Below are 25204 nucleotides of genomic sequence, written 5' to 3'. Positions count from 1 at the left end.
CACTAAATGAATAATACAATGCAGAATATGGTAATTGTTGGTCAAGGTGCGATGGGCTTACTTTGGTACCACCATATTAATCAAGCGATAAAAAACAATAAACAAGCAAGCATAAATAAGCTGAGCTTACTCTCATCTAAACAAGACAAGCAAACACTTGATACCTACCAGTTTACCCCCTATCAAAGTAAAGCTAGCTTCACGGGTGATATCCACTATACGCTAGCAGCTGATATTGCCTGTGCAGATGTTTTTTTGTTATGTGTAAAGTCTTACCAAACCCTTACTACCATAAAGCAACTAGCCAATAAAACCGATAAACCAGCACTATTTATTTTAGCGCATAACGGTATGGGTACCTTTGAGCAAATTTCTAAAAAAGTACTATCTACACATGCATTTGCCGCTTTACTAACGACCCATGGCAGCCTTAAACAAGCGCCATTAACAATTAAGCACACTGGCTTAGGCGTTAGCGACTTTGGCTTTTTGCATAACAACAGTAAGATAATAACTAAAGAAGCCTACAACCAACTCATTCAACTACTTAACACCGCACTGCCAGAAGTCAACTTTCAGGAAAAAATAGCAGAAAAACAGTGGCTAAAACTTGCCATAAATTGTGCCATTAACCCGATAACGGCAATTCACAATATTCCCAATGGCGATGTTGGCAAAGCAATTTACCGCGAAGAAATAACGGCAATAATTACAGAAGTATGTGCCGTTGCCCATAAAGAGCACATAGTACTGAGCAGCGAGCAATTGCTAACAAAAGTATATGAGGTTGCCAAAGCAACGGCGACTAATTGTTCCTCTATGCGTAGCGATATCTTAGCTGGTAGAGAAACTGAGGTGGATTACATTAACGGCTATATTCACCGTTTAGGTAAGAAACACCATGTTGCCACCCCGCAAAATTCACTCATGTGGCAACAAGTAAAGTCGTTAAGCTAACAAGTTTACGGACGGTAAACCTTAACGTTATTAAAGCCGTTATCGTGTAAGTATAGCGCTTGCAGTTTACTCATCACGCCGTGATCACAATAAAGAAGATATTCTTTACTCATATCTAAATCACCAAACTGAGTCGCTAGCTTATAAAATGGGATGTGTTTTACATCAACGCCATCGATTTCCAGCGGATTTTCATCTTCTTCTTCTGGGCTACGAATATCAAGCACAACTGCGTTTTCAGCAATATGCTCTACTTGCTCAACTGCGCGCACTTCTTCTTCGGTTTCTTTACCTATATCACGAATATCTAATACGCGTGTTTCTGCAACAACCTTATCTAGAATAGTAAAATCGAAATTATCTTCTTCTGCTTCAACTTTAGATAAAACCGCTTTTACCGTTGGTTTCTTTGAAATAACACCACAGTACTCAGGAATAGTTTTCGCAAAATCTTCAGTACCAATATCACGTGCTATATCAATAATATCTTGCTTATCGTAAGCCGCTAGCGGTCTTAATATTAAGGTATCGGTAACGCGATTAATTACATTTAAATTTGTTAAGGTTTGACTAGAGACTTGCCCTAAACTTTCACCGGTAACTAAGGCTTGTATTTTTGCTTTTTCAGCTACTTTCGCAGCGGCACGCATCATCATACGTTTTAAGACAACGCCCATTTGGCCGTTTTCTACTTTCTCTAAAATTTCAGCAACAACAGGCTCAAAATCAACAGCAAAAAACTTCACTCGGTGTGATGCGCCAAACTTATTCCATAAATAATAACTCACCTGCTTTACACCAACCTCATGTGCAGAACCGCCTAAGTTAAAGAAACAGTAATGGGTACGAGAGCCTTTTTTGATCATTTGGTAGCTAGCAACACCAGAATCAAAGCCACCTGACATCAAAGATAAAACGTCTTCTTGCGTGGCAATAGGGAAACCACCTAAGCCTTGGTGACGCTCAGTTACAATAAATAGGTCATTATTTTTCACTTCAAGACGAATGGTTACTTCAGGTTTACGAAGCTGAACTCGGGCAGAATCAACCGCTTGATTTAAACCACCGCCAACATATTGCTCAATTTTAAGCGAGTTAAAGTCGTGGCTACCTGTGCGCTTAACACGAACACAAAAACTTTTATTTTCAATAGTTTTTGCATGAACAGCTAACGTTTTCTCAAAAATGTCATGTAAATCAGTAAAAGGAGTTTGTTGCACCTCTAAGAACATAGGTACGCCCGGAATACTTTTTAAAGCATCAACCAAACGTTCACGGTTTTCAGGACTATTGTCTTTAGTATTCACTTCAACATTATCCCAATTCATACGTGTAGTTACCTGCTCATCAACACGACGTAAAACATTCTTAATATTTGACTCAAGTATCTTAGTAAAACGTTTACGAACAGGGCGAGATTTAATGGTGATCTCTGCTTGAAGCTTAACGATAAATTTCATCGACGACTGACCTAACATGACAAAAAAATAATGGCGCGCATTATAGCAGAGAATAGCCAAGGGCTAGTAGTTAATTTAAACAATCAAAGGCAGGCATAAAAAAAGCGCCTGATAACTGAGTCATGAGGCACTTAATAATAATTAATTTACGATTAGTTAATCACTTCAATCGGCTCAGTTTCTTTTGCTTTACCTTGATTAATTGATATTTCAACACGACGATTACGACGTCTATTTAACGCATTAGTATTCGGCACTAATGGTCTTGTATCAGCGTGTCCAGCAACAATTAAACGTCTAGGATCAAATCCAGGTACTTTAATTAGCTCATGGGCAATGGCGACAGCACGTTTACTAGAGAGCTCCCAATTTGAACTAAATAACTCAGAATCAACACCGCGATTATCGGTATTACCCGACACCATAATTTCACCTGGAATGGTATTGAGTAACTCTCCAATTTCACGCATTATTGGCTTAAACTTAGGCTGTAAAAATGCAGATCCTGATGGGAAAGAACCATTCTCTCGTATACGAATAATAATTTGTTGTCCCAAAGACTCCAACTCAATGGCACCATCTTGAATTTGCTGCTCCATTTGTTCAGCAATCTTCTTCACCAGCTCGTTAACCTGCTCTTGCGCCGCATTCTCCATTTGCTCTTTTGCTTGCTCTAGTGCTTGTGCAGAAAGCGCATCTTCAGTGTTTTGCGATTGACCACCACGCTCGGTACCGCGCTGCTCTTGTCTACCACCAGCCGAGGTTTCATCACCCGCCTGAAATTCTAACATTTGCTGCGTCATTTCCATGGTTTGCTGCTGGATTACTTCTATTGGTGTTGGCTCTGGTTTGCCCGGCCTAAACTCTTGCGCAATAATACTGGTGCCTTTAGGGATATCTTTTACTTCAATTTTATTTTGTACACCAAAAGCAAATTTCATCGAACCGGCAATTTGCTTAAACTTAAGTACATCCATCTCAGAAAAAGATAGTAACAATACGAAGAAGCACATTAACAGTGACATTAAGTCAGCAAAGGTGCCCATCCATGCGGGAAGCCCAGGTGGTGGACACTTACACTTTTGTTGTTCAGCCATAGTTAGCGCTCCTACTCTTCAGTGGTATCGATTTTTCTCTTACCTTCAGCTAAGTAGTTTTTCAACAAGCCTTCAATAACACGCGGGTTTTGACCATCTTGAATACCAAGAACTGCATCAAGTACTAGCTCTTGGTTCATCTTTTCTTCTTCTAAACGCAGCTTTAATTTTGATGCTAAAGGAATGGCAACAACATTCGCTAAAAACGCACCATATAGCGTGGTTAATAAGGCAACCGCCATCGCAGGGCCAATTGATTTTGGATCATCCATATTAGATAACATGGCAACCAGACCAATTAGCGTACCTATCATCCCCATAGCTGGGGCAACATCAGCTAGCGCCATTAACATGCCAGCGCCTTTTTCATGACGCTCTGTGGTTAAGTTGATATCTTTTTGTAAAGTCGCTCGTACTACATCAGCATCATGACCATCCACCAACATATCTACACCTTTTTGCATAAAAGGGTTGGTAATTTCTGCTTCCTCTAAGGCTAAAAAGCCCCCTTTTCTTGCCGCATCAGCCATATCAACCGCTTTTTCAATAAGCTCTTCTGGCTTTTCAAGCTTAAACATAAAGGCTTTAACAATCACTTTACCAATACCGAAAAATTGCCCTAAGGTATAATTTGATAAAACAATGAAAATGGAGCCACAAAATACAATTAACACCGATTGGGTATCGGCAAACATCATAATGTCACCCGATAGCACCATTGCCATAATTAATAAACCAATAGCACCGAGAATACCTATAAGGGTTGCTAAATCCACAAAACTCTCCTAAACCACGAAATACTAACAGCCAATAAAAAGCATAGTACAATATGCTAAAACTATTCGCTATTACTTATATTGTCACTCTAAGCATATTATCGTCCATATACTCAATAACTTAACTGAAATCATAAAAAAAGCACTTAGTTAAAACAAGGACAATAAATATAGCACTGGTATTTGACCAATGACCTCAGCTAAGGTAAGTTTGCGCGCAGACATTAAATTCATTGGCAAAGCTAACTAAGCGGCATCAAAATGGCGAAAAAGAAACTCGAAAACCTATCATTTGAAGAGTCATTAACAGAACTTGATCAAATCGTACAAAACTTAGAACAAGGCGAGCTCAGTTTAGAAGAGTCTATGGCGTTATTTGAACGAGGTTTAGGGTTAAGTAAAGTCAGCCAAGAAAAGCTTCAAGCCGCAGAACAAAAAGTTCAAATACTGCTTGATAATAATGGCCAAGCACAATTGTCTACTTTTAAGACAAGTGAGAGTGAGTAATGACCAGGCTGAGCAACCATGCCAACATAGCTGAGCGAATTAATGCTTTTCTGCTAGAGAAATTAAACCAACTTGCCGTGAATGATGAAAAGTTACTTGAGGCAATGCGTTATGGACTACTTATTGGTGGTAAGCGCATGCGTCCCTACTTAGCTTACATCACTGGCGATATGCTAGCGGCAAATAGGCAAGATATTGACGCTGTAGCAGCGGCTTTAGAATGTATACACGCCTACTCATTGCTACATGACGATTTACCCGCAATGGACGATGACGACTTACGTCGAGGTCAACCAACTTGTCATAAAGCCTTTGATGAAGCAACCGCGATATTAGCTGGCGATAGCCTGCAAACCTTGGCCTTTGATATTCTAGCAAATCATGAATTTTCGCCTGAAATAAAGCCTAAGCAAATCAAACTCATTCAACAACTCGTTAATGCCTCTGGTTATCAAGGCATGTGTGGTGGCCAAGCATTAGATTTAGCAGCAACAGATAAGGCCATCAGTGTAACGCAACTACAGCACTTGCACTCTTTAAAAACAGGGGCTCTACTTGAAGCATCTGTGCTAATGGCAGCAGAATGCTCTAGCAAAACAACCGAGTCTGATAAAGCAGCGCTAAGTCAGTACGCACAGCTCGTCGGCTTAGCTTATCAAGTGCAAGACGATATTATTGATATCACTTCAACCGAAGAACAGCTTGGTAAACCGGCTGGCTCTGATCTAGAAGCGAATAAAAGCACTTACCCTGCATTACTTGGTTTACAGGGCGCACAAGAAAAAGCTCAGCAGTTATATCAACAAGCACTTCAAGCTTTAAGCACTTTGCCTTACAATAGTCAGTCTTTAGCTGAATTTGCTACTTTTATAGTCAAGCGTAGCCACTAAGCTAGACTTGAATATTTATTAATAGATAAAAAAACTAAGAAACCATGACAACAAACCTTGCTGATTACCCTTTACTTGCACAAATTAACTCACCAAAAGACTTGCGCAACATACCGCAAGCGCAATTAAGCCGTGTAAGTAACGAGCTACGTAATTTCTTGCTTAATTCAGTGAGCAAAAGTAGTGGTCATTTTGCTTCAGGTTTAGGCACAATCGAATTAACCGTCGCCTTACATTATGTCTATGATACACCGTTTGATCATTTAATTTGGGATGTTGGTCACCAAGCTTATCCTCATAAAATTATTACCGGCAGACGCGATCAATTACACACCATCAGACAAAAAGAAGGTTTACACCCTTTTCCGTGGCGCGAAGAAAGTGAATATGACACCTTAAGTGTTGGCCATTCAAGTACCTCAATCTCAGCAGCACTTGGTTTAGCAGTTGCCGCCGAAAAAGAAGGTAAAGATCGCAAAACGGTTGCCGTTATTGGTGATGGCGCAATCACTGCTGGTATGGCATTTGAAGCTTTAAATCATGCCGGTGATATCAACAAAGATATGCTGGTTATCTTAAATGATAATGAAATGTCTATCTCAGAGAATGTTGGCGCGTTAAATAACCATTTAGCAAAAATGCTCTCTGGCAGCTTATACACTGGCCTTAGAGAGGGCAGTAAACGCATACTAAAAAACATTCCACCCATTAAGGAACTCGCCAGCCGAGCCGAAGAGCATTTAAAAGGTATGGTTGTGCCAAGCACCTTTTTCGAAGAATTAGGCTTTAATTACATCGGCCCTATTGATGGTCACGATGTCAATGGCCTAGTGGATACCATCAAAAATATGCGTAGCCTTAAAGGGCCACAATTGCTGCATATAGTGACTAAAAAAGGTAAAGGCTACCAAGCCGCAGAGCAAGACCCAATTAAATATCATGCTGTGCCTAAGTTTAATCCTAGCGAGGTTAACTTGCCTAAAAGTAAACCTAGCTTACCTACCTACTCACAAATCTTCGGTGACTGGCTGTGTAAAACCGCTGAAGTTGATAAAGATTTAGTCGCAATTACACCTGCTATGCGTGAAGGCTCTGGCATGGTGGAATTTAGCCAGCGTTTTCCTGAGCAGTACTTTGATGTTGCTATTGCCGAGCAACACGCAGTAACTTATGCTGCCGGGCTTGCCATTGGCGGTCAAAAGCCTGTTGTCGCTATTTATTCAAGCTTCTTGCAACGTGGCTACGATCAACTTATTCACGATGTGGCTATTCAAAATTTACCAGTGCTGTTTGCTGTAGATAGAGCGGGTATTGTCGGCGCTGACGGTGCAACGCATCAAGGTAGCTTTGATTTAAGCTTTTTACGCTGCATTCCAAATATGGTTATTATGGCGCCTGCCAATGAGCGTGAGTGCCAATTGATGTTAAATACTGGCTATCAATTACAACAACCTGCAGTAGTAAGATACCCACGTGGTAGCGGTACTGGCGAATCACTACCGAGTATTGATGAGACCATTGAACTGGGTAAAGGCGTAGAAATACGTCAAGGTAAGAAAGTCGCCTTACTTAGCTTTGGCACTATGCTAAAAGAAGCTAATATTGCAGCCGACGCATTAGATGCTAGCTTAGTTGACATGCGCTTTGTTAAGCCGCTAGATGAATCCTTAATTGACGAATTAGCCAATAGCCATGACTACTTAGTTACCGTAGAGGATAATGCCATAGCAGGTGGTGCTGGCTCAGGTGTTAACGAATACCTTTTAGCGCAAGGTAAAGCCATTAAGGTATTAAATATTGGTATTCCTGATCAATTTATTAAGCACGGTACTCAAGAGCAAATGCATCATGAGCATGGCCTAGACGCTCAAGGCATTATTGATAAAGTAAATGCTTTTATAGCATAAGTTAATAATGCTTATTCAGACACGAAAAAGGCTAATGTACAGACATTAGCCTTTTTTATGGATAATTCGCAGGTATTGAACGATTAAAGCTTAGATATTCTTAACACTAATACTGTCATTAGCATTTAGCTTTTGTTCTGCTTCAAGCTTAGCTGCTGCTTCTCGCTCAAGCCTTGAAGAGCAAGGGTTATCGCAATCACATTCTTTTTCAATACCAACATCGGCCAAACCACCACAGCTACCGGCTAGCTCTTTCTTTTGAAAAATATACCCTACTGCCATGGCTAAACCAATCACAAGGAAAAAACCAAAGGTAATGATAAAAATTGTCATAAATTTACTGCTCTCTTATGTTGAAGCTTGCATTTATTACACAAAGCATGTGTATTTCAGGACAAAATGCTATTTCAAAAACTGCTTAAATTTTACCGTATATTGCTCGCTAAAGCCATTTTCTGTTTTAGAAATAAAATAAGCCGCTAAGTCATGCTTTTGCGCAAACGCCATACCTTGTTCTGCACCCATCACCATTAACGTAGTCGATAAGCCATCGGCCGTCATAGACGACGGGTGAATCACAGTAACTGAAACCAAGTTATGACGAATCGGTTTACCTGTATGAGGGTCGATAATGTGTGAATATCTCACGCCATCAGACTCAAAATAAATACGATAATCACCTGAGGTAGCAACCGCGTTATCTTTAGGAATAACCACTTCATGAACAGCTCTTTGCTGCCCTGTTGCATCTATAATCGGCTTCTCTATGGCAATAGCCCATAACTCACCAGTACTCTTGAAACCTTTAAGGCGCATCTCACCACCAATTTCAACTAAGTAGTGATTAAAACCATTTTGCTCAAGTAACTCTGCAACTACATCAACACCGTAGCCCTTTGCTGTGGTAGACAAATCAATTGCCAATTTAGGTAATTTCTTCGATAGCTGGTTACCAACCAATGATAAATACCCTAAACCGACCTTGGCTTTAGTTTCAGCTAATAGCGCCTCTGACGGTACTGTTTCAGGCCTGTGCTCTGGGCCAAAGCCCCATAAGTTAATTACTGGTCCTAAAGTGATGTCCAGCTTACCGGCGCTAATTTCACCCAATCGAATCGACTCAGCTAAAACACGCGCAAAGCCATCAGAAATCGTCATAGCTTCAGTAGAGTGCATTTTATTAAAAGTTGATATTTCCGATGTCGGGATATAAGTAGACATGGCTTGATTGACTTGCTTTAAGGCATCATCAATTTGCTGTTGCAGTTTTAAACTTTCAATCTGCTCAGCGGTTGAGACCACTTTAATATTATACGTCGTGCCCATAGTACGACCTTGCAATAACACTTCGGTTTTACCTGAGGTATTACTCGGAAAACAACCACTCAGCACAAAAGCAATTGCCAGTAGCATGATCAGTTTAAATTTTTGCATTGTTTACTATTCCATAAATTTTATTTATCTCAGTTAACTTGCCTCAAATTAACTAAGATAAATATCATCAAGTAGAAATAATAAAGACGACCTAAGTCGCCTTTATTTTATCATCTAACATATATTGTCGCTTAACGTAGGATGTTAGTTTCATTTCTAGGCGGTTGCGCGGAGTTGACGATAGTCAATGAGCACAACCAACAACGAAATTAAGCTAACAGACCAGTTGAAGGCAATATATTAGCCACCGAAGTCATCTAGAAGTATATTCTCATCTTCTACACCAAGATCTTTCAACATGCCAATTACAGCCGCGTTCATCATTGGAGGCCCACACATGTAGTATTCACAATCTTCTGGCGCTTCGTGATCCTTAAGGTACTGTTCATACAATACGTTATGGATAAAGCCAGTTAAACCGTCCCAGTTATCTTCTGGTTGCGGGTCTGATAATGCCACATGCCACTCGAAGTTATCATTTTCAGCCGCTAAGCCGTTGTAATCATCTTCATAGAACATTTCACGAAGTGAACGGGCACCGTACCAGAAACTCATCTTACGCTTAGACTTAAGACGCTTAAGCTGGTCGAAGATATGAGAACGCATTGGCGCCATACCTGCACCACCACCGATAAATACCATTTCATTATCAGTTTCTTTCGCGAAGAATTCACCAAATGGACCTGAAATCGTTACCTTATCGCCTGGCTTAAGGTTAAAGATGAATGAAGACATCTTACCTGCTGGCAAGTGAAGTTTTCCAGGAGGCGGCGTAGCAATACGCACGTTAAGCATAATAATGCCTTCTTCTTCTGGATAGTTCGCCATTGAGTAAGCACGTAGTGTATCTGTATCAACTTTAGATTCTACATCAAAGAAACCAAAGTGTTCCCAGTCACCACGATATTGCTCTTCAATATCAAAGTCTTTGTATTTAACATGATGCGGTGGCGCCTCAATTTGAATATAACCACCGGCTCTAAATGGTACTGACTCACCATCAGGAATAGCTAATTTAAGCTCTTTAATGAAAGTGGCTTTGTTATCATTCGAGATAACTTCACATTCCCACTGCTGAACACCAAAGATTTCGTCTTCTACTTCAATTTCCATGTCTTGCTTAACAGCAACTTGACAGGCTAAACGACAACCTTCTTTTGCTTCACGCTTAGTAATATGACTTTGCTCAGTAGGAAGAATATCACCACCACCTGAATGCACTTCTACGCGACACTGGCCACAAGTACCACCGCCACCACATGCTGAAGGAATAAAGATACCTTGATCAGCAAGTGCGCCTAATAATTTGCCACCCGCAGCAGTTGTCACTGCTTTTTCTGGATCGCCATTAATACTTATCGTAACGTCACCCGAAGAAACTAGCTTAGATTTAGCAAATAAAATCACTAAAACAAGTGCTAGCACTATCGCGGTAAACATCGATACGCCGAGAATAATTTCCATCGACCTTTCCTTTACACTTATTAAGGGTGTAACACTAAGGTGTTAGCATTACACCGACCAAACTTATAGGGAAATACCACCGAAAGACAAAAAGCCAAAAGCCATTAGTCCAGCAGTAATAAATGTAATACCTAAACCTTTCAAACCATCTGGTACATCAGAATACTTCATTTTCTCACGGATACCCGCAAGTAAAACGATTGCTAATGCCCAGCCGATACCAGAGCCAATACCGTAAACAACAGACTCACCTAGCGTTAAGTTTTTCGCTACCATGAAAGACACAGCACCAAAAATCGCACAGTTAACGGTAATAAGTGGCAAGAAGATACCTAGTGCTTGATATAAAGCAGGGAAGTATTTATCTAGTACCATTTCAAGAATTTGAACAAGCGCAGCAATTACCCCAATAAAGGTGATAAATGATAAAAAGCTTAAATCAATAGATTGTGTTGGATCTGTGATGCCTAACACACTATCTAAAGCACCAGGCGCTAATATTGCTTGGTAAATGATTTGGTTTGCAGGAACCGCAACACCTAATACCACAACAACAGCAACACCTAGACCAATAGCAGTATCAACCTTTTTTGAAACCGCAAGGAAAGTACACATACCTAAGAAAAAAGATAGTGCAATGTTTTCGATAAAAATCGTTTTAACTAATAGACTTAAATAATGTTCCATTACGATTAGTCCTTCTCAACTTGTTCTGGTTTCCATTGGCGAATCGCCCAAATAATGAAACCAATAATAAAGAATGAGCTAAATGGTAAAACTAATAAACCATTTGCTTGATACCAACCGTCATTTTGAATTAATGGTAAAATTTCGATACCGAAAAGCGTACCAAAACCAAATAATTCACGGAAGAAAGCTACAGTCATTAAGATAAAACCGTAACCTAAACCATTACCAACACCGTCCCAAAAGCTCACACCCGGTTTTTCTTTCATGGCAAAAGCTTCGGCACGTCCCATAACGATACAGTTAGTGATAATCAAACCAACAAATACTGATAGTTCTTTTGATAACTGATATGAGAATGCTTTTAACACTTGGTCAACCACGATTACCAATGAGGCAATAATTGCCATCTGTACGATAATACGTACGCTTGATGGAATATGGTTACGAATTATCGAAATAAATAAGTTTGAAAACGCAGTTACAAGCACAACAGCTAAAGTCATTACTAGCGCATTAGCCATAGAGCTAGTTACCGCTAGTGCAGAACAAATACCTAATACTTGTAGCGCGATAGGGTTATTATCAACAATAGGTTGAGTTAAAACCTTTTTTGCTTCAGATGACATTAGTTAACACCCCCTGCACGATATTTAGCAATAAAAGGTGCATAACCTTCTTCGCCAAACCAAAATTGTAGCGTACGTGTTACACCGTTACTGGTTAACGTAGCACCAGATAATGCATCAACACCGTGAATATCACCGGCTTTTGCACCACCTTTAACTAAGCTAGCTTTCACTTCACCTACACTATTGTAAATTTTCTTACCTGGCCATAATGCTTTCCACTTAGGGTTCATAACCTCTGCACCTAAGCCCGGAGTTTCCTTATGATCAGAATAAACAACGCTACGTACCGTATTTAGATCAGACTCTAAGCCAACATAACCGTACATTAAGTCCCATAAGCCTGAGCCCACGATAGGTAATACCACAGTGTCAACTTTACCTGACTCATTACGTACTAAGTAAACAACCGCATCATGAGAACGACGGTTAATACCAGCGATATCGTTTTTAGGCTTATCAGATTTTGTTAAGTCACGAGCATTACGACGCTCGTCAAATAACTCTGGGTTACCTTCAATAAAGTCACCTGAATCTAAATCAATCATTTTCGCTTCAACAAACTCAGCAAAGGTTGCTTTGATTGCTTTAGAGCTGCCATCTGTTTTTGCTAATAAACCAGAAGCTTCTAAAATTTTTGTTTGTTTATCTAACAGCTTATTCTCAATTTGTAGCGGTTTAAGCTGTACCGCAGCAATAGATACAAGCGCCGCACAAACTAAACATACAACCAGAACAAAACCAAGCGTTTTGCCGAATGTTTCTTTATTACTAGACATTACGTGCAAGCCTCCGTTTAATGTTGCCTTTAACTACAAAGTAGTCAAACAATGGAGCGAACAAGTTAGCGAATAAAATAGCTAACATCATACCTTCTGGGAAAGCAGGGTTTACTACACGAACTAACACCACCATAACGCCGACTAATGCACCAAACCAGTACTTACCAGTATTAGTGAAAGACGCTGAAACAGGGTCAGTTGCCATAAACATCATACCAAAGGCAAAACCACCAACAACTAAGTGCCAGTACCAAGGCATAGCGAACATAGCATTAGTGTCACTACCAATAGCATTAAATAACATTGAAGTAACAACCATACCAGCGAACACACCTAATACGATGCGCCATGAGGCAATACCTTTATAAAGGATGTAAGCACCACCAAGTAAGATTGCAAATGTAGATACTTCACCAACAGAACCTGGGATAAAGCCCCAGAAAGCATTCCACCAGTCAGCATTCATTGAGTAATCAACTAAACCTTGGCTAGCAGCACTTAATGCAGTTGCACCAGAGAAACCATCAGCAGCAACCCAAACAGCATCACCTGAAATTTCAGCTGGGTATGCGAAGAATAAAAATGCACGACCCGCTAATGCTGGGTTTAAGAAGTTTTTACCAGTACCACCAAAGATCTCTTTCGCAACAACAATACCGAAAGTAATACCGATAGCTACTTGCCATAATGGAATACTTGCAGGCAAAATAAGTGCGAAAAGAATTGATGAAACGAAGAAACCTTCATTAACTTCATGCTTACGCACAGCGGCAAATAATACTTCCCAGAAACCACCAACAGCAAAAGTTACAGCATAAATAGGTAGGAAGAAACAGGCGCCGTATAACATCAAGCTAAACCAGCCTGAGTCAGCCGTTAACGTACCACCAAGCATAGTGAACAAGTCTACTTGCCATGAGTTAGGTAAAGCATAACCAGCCGCTAATGCATCAACAGCTTGATAACCAATGTTATACATACCAAAGAACATTGCCGGGAATACTGCAAGCCAAACGGTAATCATAATACGTTTTAAGTCAATGCTATCACGTACGTGAGTTTTACCTTTGTTTACATAACCAGGTGTAAATAAACCAGTAGCTACCGCTTCATAAAGCGCAAACCACTTCTCGTGTTTACCGCCTTTCTCAAAATGCGGTTCAATATCTTCAATAAACTTTTTCAAGCCCATGTCTAACCTTCCTTCTCAATTGTGGTTAGGCAATCACGAAGATGCACTGTGTAATCTGTTTTGCCAGGGCAAACAAATGTACATAAAGCTAAATCTTCTTCGTCAAGCTCTAAGGCACCAAGTTGTTGCGCGCTGTCGGTATCACCGGCTACTAAGTCACGTAATAACAAGGTAGGTAAAATATCTAATGGCATAACACGTTCAAAGTTACCAATTGGCACCATGGCACGAGCACTACCGTTAGTAGTTGTTGTCATGTTGAATAACTTCTTAGGGAAGAAGTGAGACATAAAGGCACGTGTTACTGAGAATTTATTAGGGCCTGGGTACATATAGCCTAAGAATTCTTTATCACGGCCTTCAAGAATCAAGGAAACTTGTACGTGATAACGTCCTAAATAGCCATGAACAGCTGTTGCTGTAGCACCCATTAATAATGAGCCAGAAACAACACGTAATTCACCGTCAATCGCTTCACCAGCAGTTAACTCGTCAGTGCTAGCACCTAAAACAGTACGAACTAAACGAGGGTTTTTCGCTGCAGGACCTGCTAAAGAAATTACACGTGTATTATCAAGTTCACCAGTAGTAAATAACTTACCTACCGCGATAACATCTTGATAACCCATGTGCCAAACAAATTTTTCAGCACTTACTGGCTTTAAGAAGTGAATATGTGTACCAACTAGGCCGGCTGGATGTTTACCAGAAAACTCAGTAACAACCGCTTTACCATCTGTTGGGATGCTAGCACTTGGTGATTTGCCAACAAATACTTCACCTTCAGTTAAGCGAGATAACAAGGTTAAACCTTGTTTGAATGCTTCACTTTGCTCAGCTAAAACCACTGCTGGATCTGCTGCTAATGGATTAGTATCCATTGCGCTAACAAAAATCGCTTCAGGGGTGCTGTCAATCGCAGGAACCTTGCTAAATGGACGAGTTCTAAATGCAGTCCAAAGGCCTGAATCAACTAAGTTCTTCACTACGTCTTCACGAGCAATATTAGCTAATTCTGCTGCGGGATATGAAGCAAACGTTTCTTGCGCAGAGCCGTCAACTTCAATAACGACCGATTGCAATACGCGCTTTTCACCACGGTTAATTTCTTTAACAACACCGGCAGCTTGAGCTGTGTACTTCACGCCAGGATTTTTTTTGTCCTCAAAAATCACCTGACCTTTAGTAACGCGATCACCCACTTTTACAAACATGGTTGGACGCATTCCCACAAACTCTTCACCTAATGTTGCTACGGTTTTGATGGTCGGACCATCATGGATTACCTGCTGGGGAGCACCTTTAACAGGAACATCCAAGCCTTTTTTTATTGTAATCATAAACACTTGCACTACTTTTGATGGGAGTATAAAACCAGTTTGTTAGCTTATCTAATGAATATCGTCAAAATAACTTATTAAATATCAATTAGATAAAAGATAACTCACCGATTTCAGTGTATTTCAGTAAGTTTTAATTTTAATCAATAAGAAAAACCCATTGATTAAAAAAAGACCCACTGGCTCTAAGTTAAAATTTTCTGGCGCGAATACTAGCACAAAATGGCCTTTTTATTCTACGGTCAGACGAAACTTTTCATTACAATTTAGTAGAATAATTTAAATTTTGTTGTGCAAGATTAAAAAAAATATTCTTGTATATTTTTCTTTCAATCCAAATCGCTTATTTATAGCGCAAGATCAGCTAAAAACCCAAAATTGTATACAATAAAACCATGATTTAGACTGATTTATGGCTAAGCTTATGCAAGGATCTTTACTGATCAAGCTTTACTTGAATTAGATCAAACGACTGTCATTAGTTTTAATTAATCAAAAATTCCTTTGTGCTATAACACTAATACTTAAAATTAAAAATATTGAGATGCCTATGATTGAGCTTGATAAAGAAAAAATGTCCAGCGTTGTCGCCAGTTTTCAGGTGCCCGTTAAACCTGAAATACTGAGCGAAATACAGTCACGAATGGATGAAGAATACCCCAATATAGATGAAATAGCCCACCTCATTAGCAGTGATGTAGGTTTATCAGCCGCGATACTGAAAATTATTAACTCGCCATTTTATGGCATGAATAGACGCATTTCTGAGATAAAACAAGCGGTGATGATGCTGGGGCTCAATACCATCAACGCTTTAGTCACCGCGGTACTACTAAAATCATCTTTTCAAGGCAATGCCAGTATCTCTTTAGAGCGCTTTTGGGATGACGCCCTTGATGTGGCCAACGCAATGACCTTCATCGGTAGTAAAATTAAAGCCCAGATCCCTATTGAAATGCTCTACACCATAGGGCTATTTCACGACTGTGGTATTCCACTGCTCGCGTTAAAATATAATGACTATAAAAGTATTTTAATCGAGGCTAACAGCCAAGGTGTCAACTCAATCGCATTGGAAGAAAAAAACTACCGCACTAACCATGCCGTTTTGGGTTTCTATGTGGCCTCGTCATGGCATTTGCCCAAAGAAATCTGTCAACTCATCCTTCAACACCACGATGAAAACTACTTGCAACAACTTGATGGTAGCCAAGAGCAGTTAGCCTTTTCAGCACTTAAAGCGGCTGAAAACATGGTAGAGCGAGTAAAACGTTTTAAACTTGCGCCAGATTGGCATTATTTACAAACGGATGTATTAAACATCCTTGGTATTAGCCAGGAAGACTATACTGACTTAGAAGAAGACTTTAACGAGATTTTTTAAAAAATCTGACAAAAAAAGCCTCTTACAAGTAAGAGGCTTTCAGGTTTATAAATCTGATTGATTAAAACTTAAAGTAAGTTGTTAATTTCAGCTAACGGCGTTACATCGGCATCGTAATCAACACCATCAACATCAAAGCCGAATAACTTTAAAAACTCTCTATGATAACCAACATAGTCTGTTAGCTCATCAATGGTATCGGTATCAACGGTGTTCCAAATCTCAGTCACACGTTGCTGTACGCTATCTTCAAGCTCTTTATAGTTTTGACGAAAACGTCCTTGCTCATCAATGCGCGGAGAATCGCCATAAATATTTTCAATAAATAAATTCGCGATTTGCTCAATACAACCTTCATAAGTGCCATCAGCTTTCATCACTTTAAACATAGCTGAAATGTATAGTGGCATAATTGGAATCGCTGAACTGGCTTGAGTAACAACCGCATTAAGTGACGTAACACGAGCTTGGCCATTAAGCGCAGCTGTTGCTTGGTTAATCGCATTAGCTGCTCTGTCTAAATCTTCTTTTGCTTTACCGATAGTCGCTTTACCATAAATTGGCCAAGTTAACTCTTTACCTATATAAGTATAAGCAACAGTTTTCACACCATCCGCTAACACATCGGCATCTTTAAGGGCGTTCATCCATAATTCCCAATCAGCGCCACCCATAACATCAATAGTACCTTGAATTTCAGCTTCATTAGCTGCTTCAACAGATACTTCATCAATAACACGCTTAGAAGTGTTTAAGTTTTTAGTGGTTACGCTCTGGCCAATAGGCTTTAACGTTGAAGAGTAAACTTCACCCGTATCAGGATCAGTTCTGCGTGGTGAAGCTAGTGAGTAAACTACTAAATCAATTTTACCCATGTCAGCTTTAATGGCTTCAATAGCTTGTGCTTTTACTTCATGAGAGAAAGCATCACCGTTAATATTTTTAGCGTAAACACCCGCTTCATCGGCAGCTTTTTGAAATGCTGCTGTGTTATACCAACCAGCGCTGGCTGTTTTCTTTTCTGTTGGTGGCTTTTCAAAGAAAATACCTAAGGTTTTAGCGTTATGACCAAATGCTGCGGTAATGCGAGATGCTAAACCGTAGCCAGTTGAAGAACCAATAACCAACACATTTTTAGGACCATCTTGTGTAAACGTTTGCGCTTTTACATAAGAGATTTGCTCATTCACATGAGCTTCACAACCGACAGGGTGTGCATTTGTACAAATAAAACCACGAATTTTTGGCTTAATAACCATAAGAAAACCTTTTATTTTTGGCGCCAAGTTAACAGTTTGGCTAGAGAATAAAAAAATTGCTGCTAGTTTACCTTGCTTTTACACCAAAGAGGTACGAGCAGTTGATTATATCAATTAACAAAGTGTAAAAAATATTGATATAACAGGCAATCACTAGCACACCTTACTTAATCTGAACTCGGTTTAAGAGATAAATTAACATATTGAAATATAAAAAGTTATAAAAACATGTACTCTCTAGCTTGATAGTTTTACTTAATTCAAGGCAAATTTCGCGTCAATAGCCAGTCTATTGCAAGTAAATTTAACGCCGAAGTAAGCAAAAATAGCTGCTAGAGAGCTATTTATTAAGCCGAGCTTAGGTTACTTACCACCACCTAAACAATTTGGCGATAATGGCGTATTATCGGCGTAATAATCACGCCACTCCTTTTCTGTATAAGTGTGTAATGCCAAGGCATGAATATTATCTGATAACTCTTGTGCTAAAATAGCATTAACAGCGCGATGACGTTTTATTAAACGTTCACCTTCAAAATCTTTAGCAACAATAATCACCTTAAAGTGTGACTCACTGCCAGGTGGCACATTATGTTGATGACTTTCATTAACAACGTCTAAAAAGGTAGGGGAAAATGCAGAAAGCAGCTTCTGCTCAATGATGGCTTTAATAGTCATTAGGGTTCTCTAAACAAAATCTTTATCAAGGCTAATTCTAGCGCATTAAAATTTTTCTATCAGAAAAAACTCTGCTAGAAAAGCGAATAGCGATAAGAAAAAATGTAGAATTTTGTCTGCCAAGTGCCCTATCAAGTTATTAATATGGCACAATAGCATAAAATTTTTTACAGCTATGTTTTATGATCAGCCCATTTATAATCAAAGATAAAAACCTCTTCCTTTCACGATTTCCTGTGGCGCAAGTCAACAGAAGTTTGCAGGCTTGGGATGCCGCAGATGAATATCTCATAAACTATATAAATGAACAGCAACTCATCACGAATAATACTAACCTGGCAATTTTTAACGACAGCTTTGGTGCGTTAAGTTGTAACTTTTGCACAAGTGATGATTTTAACGGTCAAGTTTATAGCATTTCAGACTCTTATATCAGTCAACAGGGCATGCTCAATAACTTAGCGCAAAACAATCTTGATGCCAGTAATATTACCTTGCTAGATAGCTTAGCAGCGCTTCCTGAAAGCATTAACGTTATTCTATATAAAATCCCTAAAAGTAAGTCTTTACTTACTGAGCAACTCATCAAGATTAAAAACTCTGTAACCAGTGACACTGTCTTTATTGCTGCAGATCGCGCCAAAGAAATACATAGCTCAACATTAAAAATATTTGAAAAGTACTTAGGAACAACGACAACATCATTAGCGGTAAAAAAAGCGCGTTTAGTTTTTTGTCAGCTCAACAACAAACAGCGACAACAATCACCGTTCCCAACCCTTTGGCAAATTAACAACCCCTATCAAGATGGCGATTCAACTTTTAGCATAGCTAATCATGCCAATGTTTATTCTAGAGAAAAGCTTGATATTGGCGCACGCTACTTTATTGAAAACCTACCTAAGGTTAAAGAAAATAGCCAAGTGATTGATTTAGGTTGTGGCAACGGCGTCATCGGCTTACACGTATTAGCACAACAGCCTAGCGCCAAAGTTCGCTTTTTTGATGAGTCTTATATGGCGATCAACTCTGCTCAAACCAATATTACACATAATTTGCCGCAGCTCACTGAGCAATGTCAGTTTCAGCTCAATGATTGTTTAGCGGGTGTAGACAGCAATAGTGCTGATTTAATTCTCTGTAACCCGCCGTTTCATCAGCAAACGGCAACAACAGACCATATTGCTTGGCAAATGTTCAATGATAGCTTTCGGGTATTAAAAAAAGGCGGCGAGTTAAGGATCATAGGTAACCGCCAACTAGGCTATCACATCAAATTAAAAAGAATTTTTGGTAATGTTAAACTCATTGCCAGCAACGACAAATTTGTCACTCAATCTGCTATTAAACGATAACAAATATTCGAGACTAGTATTATGAAGCGTAACTTTATTTACTCCCTGTGTTTAGCCGCAACTTTAAGCGCCTGCTCTTCAGCACCAACTCATCTGATCGTGGCACCTGATCTTCAAGTAGCAGCCAGTAACCTTTATGCTGACAAAAGTGCCCAACTCAAAGTAACCGATATGCGTACAAGCAATCATATTGTACAAATCCTTAAACCAGGTGAAGCCGCAACAATTCTATCTTCTTCAGAGCGCCTAGAAAAAATTATTGAAAATACGTTACAAGATAATTGGCAAAAACAAGGCTTAACATTTAGCAACTTAGCTAATAATCAAATCGATATTAGTATAGAAAAAGCCATTATTAGCGTTGAACAAGCGACCATGAGCTACAACACACAAAGTGAAATTATTTTACAGGTGCGTATTAATAATGGCAGTCAAACCCTAACAAACACCTTCAAAAGTCGAGCAAATAGTGAAGGCGCTCTTAAAGCTGATATAGCTGTACTTGAAAGAGACTTTAACCAAAACTTAAACACCCTTTTACAGCAAGTCATGCAAAGCAAAGATATCAAAGCATTTTTATAACTTTAGGGAGAAAATTATGAAACAAGCAATCTTTTCAGCCATATTACTGTGTGTGCTAAGCGTTAGTTTTCAAAGCTTCGGACAAAACAAAGCCATTGACCCCACCAATATTTACCCACAAGTTAAACTAGAAACTTCCATGGGTACTATTATTGTCGAGCTTGACCGAGTTAAAGCGCCTATTACCGTAGATAACTTTCTCACCTACGTGGTAACCGGTGAATATAACAACACCATCTTCCATCGTATTGTTGAAGACTTTGTTGTACAAGGTGGTGGCTATGATAAAGACTTTATTGCCAAGAAAACCAATGACGATATCATTAATGAATCTGGTAACGGCTTAAAGAATGACATAGGCACTATTGCCATGGCCAAAGAGAGTCGCCCACACACAGCCAATCGTCAATTTTTCTTTAATGTTGCCGACAATACCAGCTTAAATCCAGGAAAACGTTGGGGCTATGCGGTATTTGGCGCAATTATTGAGGGAGAAGAAGTCTTAGAAGCCATGGCTAAAGTTAAAACGGATTATAATGAAGCGCTTGGTTGGGAAGATGTTCCCCTTGAGCCGATAATATTGATTAAAGCAACCTTATTGCCTGCGCAATAATAAAAGCATGATGTAGCGCAACTAAAAGTCCTTAAATCTAAATAATTTACATTTAAGTGACAAAATAAGCGGATTATTTTTTGACAAATAGTGCTTTTTCTATAATAAATTAAAGTAGCAATCGATAAGTATTTTCAAACTGATAATTTAGATTAAAACAATTTTAACTCGATAAGAATAAAGACTTTTTCATCGCTAATTTCATCAAATGATTCGATCATTTTTATACATCAGGACATAAGGAAAACGTTTATCAGGAAGCAGGGAGCATCCTAGGGGACTTCATGATAATTGAGCAGTTTATCAATAGCAAAATTACGCAAATGCACGCATATGTTAGCGCTGTCATTAATGAAGAATTACATTACACAGAATTAGATCAATTTATTTTAGACACTATGGCAGAGTGGACCTTATTAAAAGTAAGTGATGAAACACCACACTCTGCACAAGAAAGAGTTTTTTGGCACTTAATGCACGAAGTGAGCTTACATGGCGCAAAAGCATTAACACAAGACCTTTTCTTTAAAAGTGAAATGAATACTTGTTTAGACTTTTTCAAAGGAACGGGTAGTTATCCAATTGACTGTATTGGTTGGCGACCTATTGCCTAAATTTTATTTTGGGACTTCTGGTGGTGCTAAGTCTTTGATAAGCTAATGCCTAACTCTCTAACTCAAAGCAAATAGCCTCAATGCCAACTACCTCGTTTAAACAAGCTATTTTCAATAAGCGCATGCTTATTTGTATTTTCACCGGCTTTAGTTCTGGTTTACCGCTATTTGTTTTATACCAGCTTGTACCAGGCTGGCTTCGCTCTGAAGGGGTAAGTCTAACCGAGATAGGACTATTTTCCCTTATAGGTATTCCTTACGTGTGGAAATTTCTGTGGTCTCCACTAATGGATCGCTATTCATTTGATGGTTTCGGCAGAAGGCGAAGTTGGATGCTTAGTACGCAAATACTACTCTTAGTTGGTATCGCTTGTTTTGGATACATCAATCCTCTAGAAGATATTTGGTCAGTTGCCTATTTAGCAGCGGCCGTCGCCTTTTTTAGTGCCAGCCAAGATATTGTCCTTGATGCCTACCGACGAGAACTACTACCTGACAATGAACTTGGCTTAGGTAATTCCATTCATGTGCAAGCTTATCGGTTATCCGGCCTAGTACCTGGCTCACTCGCCTTTATTCTAGCAGATCATATAAGTTGGCAATCTGTTTACATGATAGTCGCCGCATTTATGATATTCGGTATTTTACTGACCTTGTTTATTCGTGAAATTGAAACTGAACATGCTGCACCAAAATCATTGCAAGAAGCAGTAGTACTACCTTTTAGAGATTTCATTCAAAGCAATGGCTTTAAAACCTCTGCTTATATATTAATGTTTCTGTTTCTTTATAAGCTTGGTGACAGTATGGCAACAGCACTGCAAACACCATTTTTTATTGATATGGGCTTTAGTAAAACAGAAATAGGTGTAGTAGCTAAAACATCATCACTTGTTGCCATGACCATAGGTTTAGCAGTAGGCGGCATAGTGATGATTAAACTCAGCATCAATCGCGCACTCTGGTTATTTGGCTTAGTACAAATCGTCAGTATTTTAGGTTTCGCTGCGTTAGCAGAAGTTGGTCATAACACTTATGCGTTAGCACTTGCCATGGGATTTGAATACTTAGGTGTTGGTTTAGGTACAGCTGCTTTTACCGCGTTTATTGCCCGAACAACTAACCCAGCCTTTGCAGCAACACAATTTGCGCTATTTACCGCATTAACGGCATTACCACGAACCTTTGCTAACGCAACAACAGGGGTAATTGTTGAACAAATTGGTTGGACTAATTTCTACTTTCTTTGCACAGCACTGGCTGTCCCAGGTATGCTAATGTTATTAAAGGTAGCCCCTTGGCATGAACCTAAAGACAATAAACCTATAGAGCAACACGCATGATCAGATTATTCTTTTTATTACCCATTCTAATGTGCGCGATTTGGTGGTGGTACTTAAACCAGCGAGGCTATACCGCTAAGCAAGGGCTTAAAGGCTACCTTTATATATTAGCCTTTAATACCATTATTATAGGCTTTTTTGCCTTAATGATATGGGTGACAAACTATTAGCAATTTTATACAAATATACAAAAATTGATTAAATATTGTTAAACTCCCATGGCTTTAATTTAAATTGTGATGACTTTTTCCTATGTTAATTGTTGACCAATCAGTATTAGATGATATCAGTAAAGGCTTTTCCGTTCCCGCACAGCCAAAATTGCTCCTTAAACTTTTAAAATTGATGGCTGAGCATGAGCCAGATATAAAAGAAATTGCCCACACAATAAGTCAGGATGTTGCCGTTAGTGCCGCAATTTTAAAAGCGATAAACTCACCTTTATATGGTTTAAGTAGAACGGTAACTGATATCCAAATGTCAGTAAACTACATAGGTTTATACGGCATTATTATGCTAGTTACCGGTAGCCTTATTAAAAAAAGCTTTGACCCTAAAAGCTGTAGCATTGAATTAGAGCCGTTTTGGCAAATGTCTACTGATGTATCGACTATTACGGTGTTATTAGGTCGACAATTTAAAAGTAATTTAGCTGCGGATAAGTTATTTAGTTTAGGTTTATTTCATGACTGTGGCGTGCCCGTTATGGCGATGAAATATAGCAATTACCAAGCAACGTTAGATAGCGCTATCACTGCACCTGAAACATCATTGATTGATTTAGAAGAAAATAACTACAAAGCTAATCACGCGGTTATTGGCTATTATGTCGCGAGCTCTTGGCGTTTGCCTAAAGATATCTGCCAAATTATTTTGCAACACCACGACAGGTACTTTTTGGATAGATTAGATAACTCTGACCTACAAGACTACTACGCAATCCTTAAATTAGCAGAACATATTGTGCACCTAAAATACCACGAAGTGCCTTCAGCAGACTGGGCATTTGTTCAAGATAATGTCCTTTATACCTTAGGAATTAAAGAATCAGGGCTTGATACCTTAATTAGTGATATGCAGCAAAAAATCTAACGAAACTTTCTCAGAGCGCTAAAAGTGAAGGTTATTGGTAAATTTTGCCCATGAAAGTAACAGTTGCCTAAAGTCATCTAAACCACAGCCTGCCACCTCATTTTGATCAATATTTATATGCTCTGAGGTAAACATATCAGGCAAAGGATCTGCGCCATTTAAGCTGGCATTAGTTTGAATGGCAATATCTTCATGATTAATTGCTACAGAGTATTCTTGACCTGTAATTAAAATTTCCGCTTGCTGACCTTTTTCAACTTGATCTATTGCCGTGAGTAATTGCGCCAATTTATCACAACTATGACCTACTTCGGTTTCAATCCACGGACCTATCACTTGATGTTCCAGCGAAAATTGCGCCCTTGCCTGCCCCGTTACTGCATCATGTATAAATTCATATTCCATCGTCTTTCCAAGCAGTACTTGTCTTACCTAAGTGTAGCAAAACTGCATTCAAATATGGTTAATTTCACCACCAAGTTAAAAATAAAATTACTGAGCTAACCACTCAACATTGAGCAATGTTTGCTTGCTATTATTCGCTTCAACGAGTACTTGTCCAGAAAAGCTATCAGACACATTGACAACGCCGACTCCTTTTGGTGTGCCCGTCATCACTATATCGCCATCTTCTAGGTGAAGAAATGTTTGCAGCTGGGCTAAAATATCCTCTGGCTTATACATCATTAGCTCAACGCCGCCGTGTTGTTTTAACTCACCATTAATAGAGAGTGATAAGCTAAGCCCTTTAAGTTGCTCACCAGTTAAATTTTCAATAGAGACAAACTGGCTAAACACTGCCGAACCATTAAATGCTTTAGCACGTTCCCAAGGTAAACCTTTTTTCTTTAAATTAGACTGTGTTGCGCGCTTGGTTAAATCTAACCCAAGGGCAACTGCACTAAACTTACCTTGCTGATATAAAAAGCATAACTCTGCTTCATAATGCAAAGCTTCGTTTAAATGCTGTGCTGATAAGCGAGATGAAATCGCTGAATTAGGCTTGAGAAAAACCACCATTTCATCGGGAATCTCATTCGCTAGCTCATGTATGTGCTCAACATAATTGCGACCAATACAAATAACCTTAGAGGGCTCAATACGCTGAGCTTGCGCTGACGAAGAAGATAACAATGATATAGCTTGCATGGTGTGCCTTTTT

The 25204-nt window shown here is 39.2% G+C and carries 27 protein-coding genes; 12 read left to right on the top strand and 15 right to left on the bottom strand.

Translation table 11 applies throughout. The annotated features are described in order from the left end of the window. The first annotated feature begins 6 nt into the window (after positions 1-6). Positions 7-957, top strand: a complete 951-nt coding sequence (locus EMK97_RS15790; protein WP_246028812.1) for a ketopantoate reductase family protein — start codon at positions 7-9, stop codon at positions 955-957. Between the two features lie 5 nt (positions 958-962). Here EMK97_RS15790 and thiI read toward each other — a convergent pair whose 3' ends face one another. The 3 genes from thiI to pomA all read right to left on the bottom strand — a co-directional run bounded on the left by thiI (position 963) and on the right by pomA (position 4290). Further along, entirely contained in the window at positions 963-2417 is a 1455-nt protein-coding gene (thiI, locus tag EMK97_RS15785) for a tRNA uracil 4-sulfurtransferase ThiI (protein ID WP_130603751.1), read from the bottom strand. A 152-nt stretch (positions 2418-2569) separates the two neighbouring features. After that, the gene (locus EMK97_RS15780; RefSeq protein WP_130603750.1) at positions 2570-3514 is read right to left on the bottom strand and encodes a flagellar motor protein MotB; all 945 of its coding nucleotides are present in this window, start codon (positions 3512-3514) and stop codon (positions 2570-2572) included. 11 nt (positions 3515-3525) lie between these two features. Next, a complete protein-coding gene (gene pomA, locus EMK97_RS15775; RefSeq protein WP_130603749.1) occupies positions 3526-4290 on the bottom strand; it encodes a flagellar motor protein PomA in 765 nt (254 codons plus the stop codon). 261 nt (positions 4291-4551) lie between these two features. Here pomA and EMK97_RS15770 point away from each other — a divergent pair, with 261 nt between their 5' ends. Genes EMK97_RS15770 through dxs form a run of 3 tightly spaced genes read left to right on the top strand, consistent with a single transcriptional unit; the run spans position 4552 to position 7594 of the window. Next, entirely contained in the window at positions 4552-4797 is a 246-nt protein-coding gene (locus EMK97_RS15770; protein ID WP_130603748.1) for an exodeoxyribonuclease VII small subunit, read from the top strand. Continuing rightward, positions 4797-5687: a (2E,6E)-farnesyl diphosphate synthase gene (ispA, locus tag EMK97_RS15765; RefSeq protein WP_130603747.1), complete on the top strand. Its 891-nt coding sequence runs from the start codon at positions 4797-4799 to the stop codon at positions 5685-5687. The genes EMK97_RS15770 and ispA overlap by 1 nt, the downstream gene beginning before the upstream one ends. Before the next feature lie 44 nt (positions 5688-5731). Next, a complete protein-coding gene (gene dxs / locus EMK97_RS15760; protein WP_130603746.1) occupies positions 5732-7594 on the top strand; it encodes a 1-deoxy-D-xylulose-5-phosphate synthase in 1863 nt (620 codons plus the stop codon). 90 nt (positions 7595-7684) lie between these two features. Here dxs and nqrM read toward each other — a convergent pair whose 3' ends face one another. The 8 genes from nqrM to EMK97_RS15720 all read right to left on the bottom strand — a co-directional run bounded on the left by nqrM (position 7685) and on the right by EMK97_RS15720 (position 15122). Next, complete coding sequence (gene nqrM, locus EMK97_RS15755; RefSeq protein WP_130603745.1) at positions 7685-7927, bottom strand: (Na+)-NQR maturation NqrM; 243 nt, start codon at positions 7925-7927, stop codon at positions 7685-7687. Positions 7928-7996: 69 nt separating this feature from the next. Further along, complete coding sequence (locus EMK97_RS15750; protein ID WP_130603744.1) at positions 7997-9028, bottom strand: FAD:protein FMN transferase; 1032 nt, start codon at positions 9026-9028, stop codon at positions 7997-7999. Positions 9029-9268: 240 nt separating this feature from the next. Continuing rightward, a complete protein-coding gene (gene nqrF / locus EMK97_RS15745; RefSeq protein ID WP_130603743.1) occupies positions 9269-10492 on the bottom strand; it encodes an NADH:ubiquinone reductase (Na(+)-transporting) subunit F in 1224 nt (407 codons plus the stop codon). Between the two features lie 63 nt (positions 10493-10555). Then, entirely contained in the window at positions 10556-11179 is a 624-nt protein-coding gene (gene nqrE, locus EMK97_RS15740; RefSeq protein WP_130603742.1) for an NADH:ubiquinone reductase (Na(+)-transporting) subunit E, read from the bottom strand. A 5-nt stretch (positions 11180-11184) separates the two neighbouring features. Further along, positions 11185-11808, bottom strand: coding sequence for an NADH:ubiquinone reductase (Na(+)-transporting) subunit D (locus EMK97_RS15735; protein ID WP_130603741.1), 624 nt, complete (start codon positions 11806-11808; stop codon positions 11185-11187). Then, the gene (locus EMK97_RS15730; RefSeq protein ID WP_130603740.1) at positions 11808-12587 is read right to left on the bottom strand and encodes a Na(+)-translocating NADH-quinone reductase subunit C; all 780 of its coding nucleotides are present in this window, start codon (positions 12585-12587) and stop codon (positions 11808-11810) included. The genes EMK97_RS15735 and EMK97_RS15730 overlap by 1 nt, the downstream gene beginning before the upstream one ends. Beyond that, positions 12580-13782, bottom strand: a complete 1203-nt coding sequence (locus tag EMK97_RS15725; RefSeq protein WP_130603739.1) for an NADH:ubiquinone reductase (Na(+)-transporting) subunit B — start codon at positions 13780-13782, stop codon at positions 12580-12582. The genes EMK97_RS15730 and EMK97_RS15725 overlap by 8 nt, the downstream gene beginning before the upstream one ends. 2 nt (positions 13783-13784) lie before the next feature. Beyond that, on the bottom strand, positions 13785-15122 hold the full coding sequence (locus EMK97_RS15720; protein WP_130603738.1) for a Na(+)-translocating NADH-quinone reductase subunit A: 1338 nt from the start codon (positions 15120-15122) through the stop codon (positions 13785-13787). A gap of 550 nt (positions 15123-15672) precedes the next feature. On the opposite strand from EMK97_RS15720, the gene EMK97_RS15715 reads away from it, so the two are divergent. Then, a complete protein-coding gene (locus EMK97_RS15715; protein ID WP_170176785.1) occupies positions 15673-16506 on the top strand; it encodes an HDOD domain-containing protein in 834 nt (277 codons plus the stop codon). A 68-nt stretch (positions 16507-16574) separates the two neighbouring features. Here the strand turns inward: EMK97_RS15715 and fabV are convergent, their stop codons facing one another. Then, entirely contained in the window at positions 16575-17765 is a 1191-nt protein-coding gene (gene fabV, locus EMK97_RS15710; RefSeq protein WP_130603736.1) for an enoyl-ACP reductase FabV, read from the bottom strand. 363 nt (positions 17766-18128) lie between these two features. Continuing rightward, entirely contained in the window at positions 18129-18443 is a 315-nt protein-coding gene (bolA, locus tag EMK97_RS15705; RefSeq protein WP_130603735.1) for a transcriptional regulator BolA, read from the bottom strand. A 182-nt stretch (positions 18444-18625) separates the two neighbouring features. On the opposite strand from bolA, the gene EMK97_RS15700 reads away from it, so the two are divergent. The 7 genes from EMK97_RS15700 to EMK97_RS15675 all read left to right on the top strand — a co-directional run bounded on the left by EMK97_RS15700 (position 18626) and on the right by EMK97_RS15675 (position 24042). Continuing rightward, the gene (locus tag EMK97_RS15700; protein ID WP_130603734.1) at positions 18626-19798 is read left to right on the top strand and encodes a methyltransferase; all 1173 of its coding nucleotides are present in this window, start codon (positions 18626-18628) and stop codon (positions 19796-19798) included. A gap of 21 nt (positions 19799-19819) precedes the next feature. Beyond that, positions 19820-20380, top strand: a complete 561-nt coding sequence (locus EMK97_RS15695) for a YajG family lipoprotein (protein WP_130603733.1) — start codon at positions 19820-19822, stop codon at positions 20378-20380. A 16-nt stretch (positions 20381-20396) separates the two neighbouring features. Continuing rightward, positions 20397-20993, top strand: coding sequence for a peptidylprolyl isomerase (locus EMK97_RS15690; protein WP_130603732.1), 597 nt, complete (start codon positions 20397-20399; stop codon positions 20991-20993). Positions 20994-21277: 284 nt separating this feature from the next. After that, positions 21278-21607, top strand: coding sequence for a hypothetical protein (locus EMK97_RS15685; RefSeq protein WP_130603731.1), 330 nt, complete (start codon positions 21278-21280; stop codon positions 21605-21607). An 80-nt stretch (positions 21608-21687) separates the two neighbouring features. Continuing rightward, a complete protein-coding gene (locus EMK97_RS15680) occupies positions 21688-22950 on the top strand; it encodes an AmpG family muropeptide MFS transporter (protein WP_130603730.1) in 1263 nt (420 codons plus the stop codon). Further along, complete coding sequence (locus EMK97_RS19065) at positions 22947-23120, top strand: hypothetical protein (protein ID WP_170176784.1); 174 nt, start codon at positions 22947-22949, stop codon at positions 23118-23120. Before EMK97_RS15680 ends, EMK97_RS19065 begins: the two co-directional genes overlap by 4 nt. An 82-nt stretch (positions 23121-23202) precedes the next feature. Then, positions 23203-24042, top strand: a complete 840-nt coding sequence (locus tag EMK97_RS15675; RefSeq protein ID WP_130603729.1) for an HDOD domain-containing protein — start codon at positions 23203-23205, stop codon at positions 24040-24042. A gap of 18 nt (positions 24043-24060) precedes the next feature. On the opposite strand, the gene EMK97_RS15670 is transcribed toward EMK97_RS15675, so the two are convergent. Beyond that, positions 24061-24447, bottom strand: a complete 387-nt coding sequence (locus EMK97_RS15670; protein WP_130603728.1) for a YacL family protein — start codon at positions 24445-24447, stop codon at positions 24061-24063. 87 nt (positions 24448-24534) lie between these two features. Then, a complete protein-coding gene (locus tag EMK97_RS15665) occupies positions 24535-25191 on the bottom strand; it encodes a fumarylacetoacetate hydrolase family protein (protein WP_130603727.1) in 657 nt (218 codons plus the stop codon). Positions 25192-25204 lie beyond the last annotated feature (13 nt).

The organism is Litorilituus sediminis (genome assembly GCF_004295665.1).
Classification (GTDB): domain Bacteria; phylum Pseudomonadota; class Gammaproteobacteria; order Enterobacterales; family Alteromonadaceae; genus Colwellia; species Colwellia sediminis.
The sequence above is the reverse complement of the archived record's forward strand: the minus strand, read 5'-3'. Positions and strand labels throughout refer to the sequence as shown.

Bases quoted from the DNA above. Each gene is read 5' to 3' on its own strand.
- EMK97_RS19065 (WP_170176784.1), top strand. From the start codon at position 22,947: ATGATCAGATTATTCTTTTTATTACCCATTCTAATGTGCGCGATTTGG.
- EMK97_RS15735 (WP_130603741.1), bottom strand. From the start codon at position 11,808: ATGTCATCTGAAGCAAAAAAGGTTTTAACTCAACCTATTGTTGATAAT.
- EMK97_RS15665 (WP_130603727.1), bottom strand. From the start codon at position 25,191: ATGCAAGCTATATCATTGTTATCTTCTTCGTCAGCGCAAGCTCAGCGT.
- bolA (WP_130603735.1), bottom strand. From the start codon at position 18,443: ATGACTATTAAAGCCATCATTGAGCAGAAGCTGCTTTCTGCATTTTCC.
- thiI (WP_130603751.1), bottom strand. From the start codon at position 2,417: ATGAAATTTATCGTTAAGCTTCAAGCAGAGATCACCATTAAATCTCGC.
- EMK97_RS15790 (WP_246028812.1), top strand. From the start codon at position 7: ATGAATAATACAATGCAGAATATGGTAATTGTTGGTCAAGGTGCGATG.
- EMK97_RS15780 (WP_130603750.1), bottom strand. From the start codon at position 3,514: ATGGCTGAACAACAAAAGTGTAAGTGTCCACCACCTGGGCTTCCCGCA.
- EMK97_RS15725 (WP_130603739.1), bottom strand. From the start codon at position 13,782: ATGGGCTTGAAAAAGTTTATTGAAGATATTGAACCGCATTTTGAGAAA.
- EMK97_RS15670 (WP_130603728.1), bottom strand. From the start codon at position 24,447: ATGGAATATGAATTTATACATGATGCAGTAACGGGGCAGGCAAGGGCG.
- EMK97_RS15720 (WP_130603738.1), bottom strand. From the start codon at position 15,122: ATGATTACAATAAAAAAAGGCTTGGATGTTCCTGTTAAAGGTGCTCCC.
- EMK97_RS15770 (WP_130603748.1), top strand. From the start codon at position 4,552: ATGGCGAAAAAGAAACTCGAAAACCTATCATTTGAAGAGTCATTAACA.
- EMK97_RS15730 (WP_130603740.1), bottom strand. From the start codon at position 12,587: ATGTCTAGTAATAAAGAAACATTCGGCAAAACGCTTGGTTTTGTTCTG.
- EMK97_RS15695 (WP_130603733.1), top strand. From the start codon at position 19,820: ATGAAGCGTAACTTTATTTACTCCCTGTGTTTAGCCGCAACTTTAAGC.
- EMK97_RS15680 (WP_130603730.1), top strand. From the start codon at position 21,688: ATGCCAACTACCTCGTTTAAACAAGCTATTTTCAATAAGCGCATGCTT.
- EMK97_RS15685 (WP_130603731.1), top strand. From the start codon at position 21,278: ATGATAATTGAGCAGTTTATCAATAGCAAAATTACGCAAATGCACGCA.
- nqrM (WP_130603745.1), bottom strand. From the start codon at position 7,927: ATGACAATTTTTATCATTACCTTTGGTTTTTTCCTTGTGATTGGTTTA.
- EMK97_RS15675 (WP_130603729.1), top strand. From the start codon at position 23,203: ATGTTAATTGTTGACCAATCAGTATTAGATGATATCAGTAAAGGCTTT.
- nqrF (WP_130603743.1), bottom strand. From the start codon at position 10,492: ATGGAAATTATTCTCGGCGTATCGATGTTTACCGCGATAGTGCTAGCA.
- EMK97_RS15700 (WP_130603734.1), top strand. From the start codon at position 18,626: ATGATCAGCCCATTTATAATCAAAGATAAAAACCTCTTCCTTTCACGA.
- EMK97_RS15750 (WP_130603744.1), bottom strand. From the start codon at position 9,028: ATGCAAAAATTTAAACTGATCATGCTACTGGCAATTGCTTTTGTGCTG.
- dxs (WP_130603746.1), top strand. From the start codon at position 5,732: ATGACAACAAACCTTGCTGATTACCCTTTACTTGCACAAATTAACTCA.
- EMK97_RS15715 (WP_170176785.1), top strand. From the start codon at position 15,673: ATGATTGAGCTTGATAAAGAAAAAATGTCCAGCGTTGTCGCCAGTTTT.
- ispA (WP_130603747.1), top strand. From the start codon at position 4,797: ATGACCAGGCTGAGCAACCATGCCAACATAGCTGAGCGAATTAATGCT.
- EMK97_RS15690 (WP_130603732.1), top strand. From the start codon at position 20,397: ATGAAACAAGCAATCTTTTCAGCCATATTACTGTGTGTGCTAAGCGTT.
- fabV (WP_130603736.1), bottom strand. From the start codon at position 17,765: ATGGTTATTAAGCCAAAAATTCGTGGTTTTATTTGTACAAATGCACAC.
- nqrE (WP_130603742.1), bottom strand. From the start codon at position 11,179: ATGGAACATTATTTAAGTCTATTAGTTAAAACGATTTTTATCGAAAAC.